The organism is Paenibacillus lacisediminis, from assembly GCF_046567315.2.
Genome location: NZ_JBKIAX020000001.1, coordinates 765,656 through 771,874, shown reverse-complemented (window position 1 = coordinate 771,874; position 6,219 = coordinate 765,656). Strand labels below are relative to the sequence as shown.

5 protein-coding genes and 1 pseudogene are annotated in these 6,219 nt (G+C 56.1%); 1 reads left to right on the top strand and 5 read right to left on the bottom strand.

The window, feature by feature from the left end:
- Window positions 1-198 (top strand): annotated as a pseudogene (locus tag ACLD72_RS03355) (hypothetical protein); the annotation flags it as partial.
- A gap of 137 nt (window positions 199-335) precedes the next feature.
- Here ACLD72_RS03355 and ACLD72_RS03350 read toward each other — a convergent pair.
- From ACLD72_RS03350 to ACLD72_RS03330, 5 genes are all read right to left on the bottom strand, one after another.
- Window positions 336-1,301 (bottom strand): ABC transporter ATP-binding protein, encoded by a 966-nt coding sequence (locus ACLD72_RS03350; RefSeq protein ID WP_411003885.1) that lies wholly within the window; start codon window positions 1,299-1,301, stop codon window positions 336-338.
- Window positions 1,298-2,275 carry an ABC transporter ATP-binding protein gene (locus ACLD72_RS03345; RefSeq protein ID WP_411003884.1) on the bottom strand — a complete coding sequence of 326 codons (978 nt, stop codon included), beginning with the start codon at window positions 2,273-2,275 and terminating at the stop codon, window positions 1,298-1,300. Before ACLD72_RS03345 ends, ACLD72_RS03350 begins: the two co-directional genes overlap by 4 nt.
- Window positions 2,276-2,343: 68 nt before the next feature.
- Entirely contained in the window at window positions 2,344-3,615 is a 1,272-nt protein-coding gene (locus tag ACLD72_RS03340; protein WP_411003883.1) for a M20 family metallopeptidase, read from the bottom strand.
- Between the two features lie 28 nt (window positions 3,616-3,643).
- Window positions 3,644-5,248 (bottom strand): ABC transporter substrate-binding protein, encoded by a 1,605-nt coding sequence (locus tag ACLD72_RS03335; RefSeq protein ID WP_458475535.1) that lies wholly within the window; start codon window positions 5,246-5,248, stop codon window positions 3,644-3,646.
- Window positions 5,249-5,299: 51 nt separating this feature from the next.
- On the bottom strand, window positions 5,300-6,196 hold the full coding sequence (locus tag ACLD72_RS03330; RefSeq protein ID WP_411003882.1) for an ABC transporter permease: 897 nt from the start codon (window positions 6,194-6,196) through the stop codon (window positions 5,300-5,302).
- Window positions 6,197-6,219 lie beyond the last annotated feature (23 nt).

Below are 6,219 nucleotides of genomic sequence, written 5' to 3'. Positions count from 1 at the left end.
AGCGGTCGAGTTGTTTGCCCGTTTAGAGATCATGCCACCGGCACGTTTTACAAGGGATCTCCTATGCTCTTGATTAACGAAGCAGCCCAAAAAGCCGGGAAGACACTGTCCGCCTCTGATTCAGCGTCAACTCCGGCAATGGAATGGATTGCTGCTTTGCCCAACTACATCAAGGCTTGTCTGCCGATTTTTTGCTGCGGAAAGTTGAGTTATAAATTCTATAAACTAAAAAAACCGCCGGCACCAAAGACCGGCGGTTTTAAACATTTGAGCGACATGCACAGGCTTACGCCATTTCCGCTTTCTACTATTGTATATGTTCATCTCCAAATCAATTAAACAAGATGGCAAGCGGCCTGCCGGCCGGAAGACACTTCCCTTAACACAGGGGTCTCCTTGCGGCAGATGTCGGTCGCCAGCGGGCAGCGCGTATGGAACGCACAGCCGCTTGGAGGATTTTCCGGATTAGGAACATCGCCGGACAAGACGATTCTTTCCGGACGCTGCTCCGGGTTTGGCACGGGAACGGCCGACATCAGCGCCTTGGTATACGGGTGCAGCGGGGCCGCGAAAAGCTCCGCCGTCGGCGCCAACTCCACCACTTTACCCAAATACATCACCGCAACGCGGTCGCTGATAAACTTCACCACGGACAGGTCATGAGAGATAAACAGATAGGTCAAGCCAAACCGGTCCTGCAGGTCCTGCATCAGATTCAGCACCTGCGCCTGAATCGATACGTCCAGCGCGGAGACCGGCTCGTCGCAGACGATAAACTTCGGGTTCAGCGCCAGTGCCCGGGCGATGCCGATCCGCTGCCGCTGGCCGCCGGAAAACTCGTGCGGATAGCGGTCGGCGTGATAAGGCGATAGCCCGACGACCTCCATCAATTCGGCGACCCGGTCCTTCAACGTAGCGGCGCCGCCGGGATTGTGCGTACGGAGCGGCTCCTCCAGCGTTTGCCGTACGGTCCAACGCGGATCAAGCGAAGCATAAGGATCCTGGAACACCATCTGCATCTGCGTGCGCAGCTGCCGCAACCCTTCCGGGTTAAGCGCCCGCACGTCGGTGCCGTCGAACCAGATATCGCCGTCCGTCGGCTCGATCAGGCGAAGAATCGCCCGCCCTGTCGTCGATTTGCCGCAGCCGGACTCGCCGACCACGGCCAGCGTTTCTCCCCGCTGCACCGACATCGTGACTCCGTCGACCGCTTTCACCGATCCGACTTGCTTGGACAGCAGCCCTTTGCGGATCGGGTAATGCTTTTTCAGGTTGCGCACTTCAAGCAGCGTATTACTCATAGGCTGGCCTCCTGTTCAAGCAGACACCGGCACAGATGTCCGGGAGCGACTTCCTTAAGTTCCGGGGCCGACTGTTCGCAGCGTTCGGCCCGCATCGGACAGCGGGGCGCGAAACGGCAGCCCGAAGGCATTTCGAGCGGGTTCGGAACCTGTCCCGGAATCGACTTAAGCCGGTCGGCGTCCCCCGCCAGCTGCGGCAGTGAAGCCAGTAGCCCGCGGGTATAAGGATGCCTCGGCTCCCGGAACAGCGTCTTGACGTCCGTCTCTTCCACAACCTGCCCGGCATACATAATCACGACGCGATCGCACATTTCCGACACAACTCCGAGGTCGTGGGTGATCATCATGATCGATGTCCCTTCTTTGCTCTGCAAATCGCGCATCAGATCGAGAATCTGCGCCTGGATCGTCACGTCAAGGGCCGTGGTCGGCTCGTCCGCAATCAGCAGGCTCGGGTTGCACACCATCGCCATGGCGATCATCACCCGCTGCCGCATACCGCCGGACAACTGATGCGGATATTGGTCGAATATTTTTTCGGGACGGGGAATCCCGACTTTGGCCAGCATCTCCACCACCCGCCTACGCGCTTCCTGTTTGCCGATTTTCAAATGATAACGCGCGGCTTCGGATACTTGCTTGCCGACTTTGAATACCGGATTCAGGGACGTCATCGGCTCCTGGAAAATCATCGCAATCCGATTGCCGCGAATTTGCCGCATTTCCCTTGCCGAAGCGGTCAGCAGGTTTTTGCCTTCGAAGCGGATTTCCCCCGCAGCAATGCGGCCGACCCGCTTAGGAAGCAGCTGCATGATCGACAGCGAGGTGATGCTCTTCCCGCACCCCGATTCGCCGACGATCCCGAGCGTCTCCCCTTTACGCACCGTAAAGCTGACGCCGTCCACCGCTTTGATCACGCCTCCCGGCGTCGTAAACTCCGTGCGGAGGCCGGAAATCTCCAGCAAATTGGCCATCCTAGTCCCCTCCTTTGCAAAAAAACTTCAATAATAACTCATCAAGTTCGCTGCCCTGCTATTTCCTGCTACTTCTCATCGACTCCCAAATATTTAAGCGCCGTGAGCGCGTATACTTTTGCGCATTGGATGATTTGCCAAACCGGCGCCTTCTCGTTGAAATTATGAATCGTGGACAGCTCCGCCGGACCGTACTGCAGCACCGGAATATGGTGGGTACGGAAATGGCGGGCGTCGCTGGAAGCCCATTGCAATACGCCGTATGCCTCCTCGCCGCTGACCTCGGAAATGCTGTCCACCAGATGGCGGACGACCGGCTCTTCCGGCGGCGTCCAGTTGGCGTTGCCCTGAAAGCCGAACGGTTTGATTTCCGTTTCGATACCTGCGCCGAGGAGCAGCGAATGAGCCCGTTCCATCACCTCGCGGTAATCCACGCCAAACGGCACGCGGGAGTCAACCTGCACGGTGCAGCGGTCGGCTACGACATTGACCTTGGTCCCGCCTTGAATCGTCCCGATATTGACCGTGACATGATCAAATACTTGATAAGCCAGGCCCTGGCCTTCCCGCTCTTTAGCGTACTCCTTGGAAATCTCGATGATTTCCTTGACTTCGTCCGGAATTTTCGGCTCGATGTCCCACAGCCGCTGCAGCGCCTCGATGCCTTTGGCCGCTTTGACGATCGCGCTCTCGCCAACGATCGGCGACAGGCTGCCGTGACCCGGCGTCCCTTCCACGGTGAACTCGAACCAGCAGCTTCCCTTCTGGCCGATCGTCGGATTCAGCGGCCCCGAAGGCTCGGCAATGACCGCCGCGGTGCCTGCGATCAAGCCGCGTTCCAAAACCCACGGCACGCCGAGGTGGCCGCCCGTTTCTTCGTCCGGGACAATGAGCAGCGACAGATCGCCTTGCAGCGGTACGCCCAGCTTGGCCAGCAGCGCGGTGGCAAAAACAAGGCCGGCCAGCCCGCCCTTCATGTCCGAAGCGCCGCGCCCCAGCATATAGCCGTCACGAATTTCCCCACTGAACGGATCGAAATCCCAACGCTCCAAATCTCCCGCGGGCACCACATCGGTGTGCCCGCAAAAGATCAATTTTTTCCGGCCGTTGCTCGAAGCCGGTTTGTATTCCGACACCAGGTTCAGCATCTGTTCCGTCGCCGCGTGAATACCCGTTGAAATTCCTGCCCGGTGCAAATAGTCAATGATAAAAGCGCTGATTTCACGCGAGTCGCCGGGAGGATTTTCCGTCGGAAACTGGATCAGCTTCGAGCAAAGCTCAAGCAGTTCATCCTGCCGCGCGTCGATTTCTTCCAAAACTTTCGTTTTCCAGTCTGCCACAAGGCGCCACTCCTTTTCTCCGTTTATATCAGTTCTTGGACAACGGATAGAAGCGAATGACTTCATCCGGGTAATACACATAGCCGCTTACTTTGCTGTTCATGCCCACGATGCGGTTGTATTCATACAGGTAGAGCCATGGCGATTCAGTCGTAATGATTTCTTGCGCTTTAGCGTACAGTTCGTTGCGTTTGTCCAGATCCGGCTCCAGGTTGGCCTGCTCCCACAACTTGTCCACTTCGGCGTTGCTGTAGTTATGGTAGTTGGACGATCCTTTGCTGTACATCAGGAAGCCAAGGTGATAAGAAGGATCGTTGACGAAAGACGTCCATTTCGAAATATAGGAGGTCAGGTTTTTCTGTTTTTGCATTTCCAGGAATTGAGCGCGCGCTACTTTGTTGATGTTCATGGTTACGCCGATTTTGGCCAGTTCCGCTTGAATGAGCACCGCGTCGTCTTCCCAGTCCTGGAAGCCCGAGCCCAGCGTCAGGTCAAATGTAAACCCGTCCGGATAACCGGCCTCCGCCAATAGCTGCTTCGCTTTATCCAGATTGTGCTCGTATACATAACCTTTGCCGGTGAATCCCGGCGTATTGCTGGCCACGGAGCTTTTCATGATTTTCGCCTGGCCGTGCATAACATCATTGATCAACTGATCGTATGGCACCGCGTAGGCCATCGCCTGGCGCACCTTCACATTATCGAAAGGCTTGACTTTGTTGTTCAGCGCCAGGTACAAAATCCGGTTACTGGCATTCGACTTAACCGTCAACGCGCTATTGGCTTCCAGGCTGGCCACATCTTTGGCCGGAATTTCGATGGCCATGTCGATGTCCCCTTTGTTCAGCAGCATCACGCGGTTCGAAGCTTCTTTGGTGAATTTAAGCGTGACCTTGTCCAGTTTCGGAGCGCCTTGCCAGTAATCTTTGTTGGCCGTCAGCACCGCTTCGCTCGCCGGATCCCATTTATCCAGCAGGAACGGACCGGAACCGGCCGTGTTCGTGTTCAGATAGTCGGCAGGTTTGCCTTCCATGGCCACGTCGTCAACGATGGAGAAGTTGTACAAAGCGATGATTTGCAAAAACATATGATTCGGTTTGTTCAGCACCATTTGCACGGTGTTATCGTCGAGTGCGGTTACCGATTTGATATCCGCCATTCCGTACAGGAAGCTGCCGGAGTTGGAATTTTTCACGCGGTCGAACGTATAAACGACCGATTTTGCGGTGAGCGGATTGCCGCTGTGGAATTTCACGCCCTCCTGGAGTTTAAACGTATAGGTCAATTGATCGTCGGATACTTCCCATTCCTTGGCCAGCATCGGCTTAATATTGTCGGTGTCGGCTACATCGGCGCCATCGACGTTTTTCACCCCGTAGGTGACAAGCTGATCGTAAGCGGCGATGACGAACGTATCGGATGTAAGGTCGCTCGCTTCCGCCGGGTCGAGGGTCGTGCCCCCTTCGGAAAAAGCGACGGTCAGCGTGTTGGAACCGCCTGCCGCTTGTCCGGTCGTTTCATTTTGGCCTTTGGAGTTTCCTTCGGCTGCCGGCGGGTTGGCTTTAGGAGCACAACCGGCCAATACTACACATAACGATACCAGCGCCAGAAAATACTTCATTCCTGTCTTCATCACTCGATCTCCCCTTTTGTTTTATTTTTATATGGTCAAGAAAATGAACCCCTATTTACCGGACCGTAAGCGCGGGTCCAAAATATCGCGGAATCCGTCTCCCAGCAGGTTAAAGCCGAGAATCGCCGTGGCGATGGCCAAACCGGGGAAAGTGACAAGCCACCATTCGCCCGAAATGATATATTCCCGGCCCTCCGAAATCATGGCGCCCCATTCGGCGATCGGCGGTTTCACCCCGAGGCCGAGGAAGCTTAAGCTGGCCGCGGTCAAAATCGCAAATCCCATGCCCAAAGTCGCCTGCACCAAAAGCGGAGCAAGGGCATTCGGGAGAATATGCTTAAACAAAATGACGCGATCCTTGACCCCGATCGACCGGCTGGCTTCCACAAACTCTTTTTCACGCAGGGAAACGGTTTGTCCGTACATCAGCCTGGCGAATTCGGGAATCCCGACGATACCAACCGCGATCATGGCCCCGGATAAACCGGCCCCCATAGAAGCGGCGATCGCCATGGACAACACGAGCGATGGAAAAGAAAGCAGCACGTCCATCACGCGCATAATGACCGTTTCGGTTTTTCCCCTGTAATAAGCGGCAAAGCCGCCCAGCGGAACACCGATCACAAAAGAGATTCCGACCGCGATCAGGCCCGTCCAAATGCTGATTCGCGCCCCATAAAGAACGCGGCTGAAAATATCCCTTCCGAAATTGTCCGTACCCAGCCAGTGAGCGGCGTTCGGCGGCTGCAATTTGGCAGCGGTATCCGGCACGTAAGGATCGTACGGAGCGACCCACGGCGCAATGATCGCGGCGATCGTCCATAAGAGGATAAACGTCAAACCGATGGTCGCCAGCCGGTTACGCAGCAGCAGCCGCAGGAACGTCGCTTTGCGGGCTTTTGCCGGCTGAACCGGAGATCCCGCCATCATCGTCGACCCGGCAGACATGGCATTTCCCCCTTTCTCTAATC

Excerpts from the sequence above, each read along its gene's own strand:
- ACLD72_RS03350 (WP_411003885.1), bottom strand. The coding sequence starts at position 1,301 with ATGAGTAATACGCTGCTTGAAGTGCGCAACCTGAAAAAGCATTACCCG.
- ACLD72_RS03345 (WP_411003884.1), bottom strand. The coding sequence starts at position 2,275 with ATGGCCAATTTGCTGGAGATTTCCGGCCTCCGCACGGAGTTTACGACG.
- ACLD72_RS03335 (WP_458475535.1), bottom strand. The coding sequence starts at position 5,248 with ATGAAGACAGGAATGAAGTATTTTCTGGCGCTGGTATCGTTATGTGTA.
- ACLD72_RS03330 (WP_411003882.1), bottom strand. The coding sequence starts at position 6,196 with ATGTCTGCCGGGTCGACGATGATGGCGGGATCTCCGGTTCAGCCGGCA.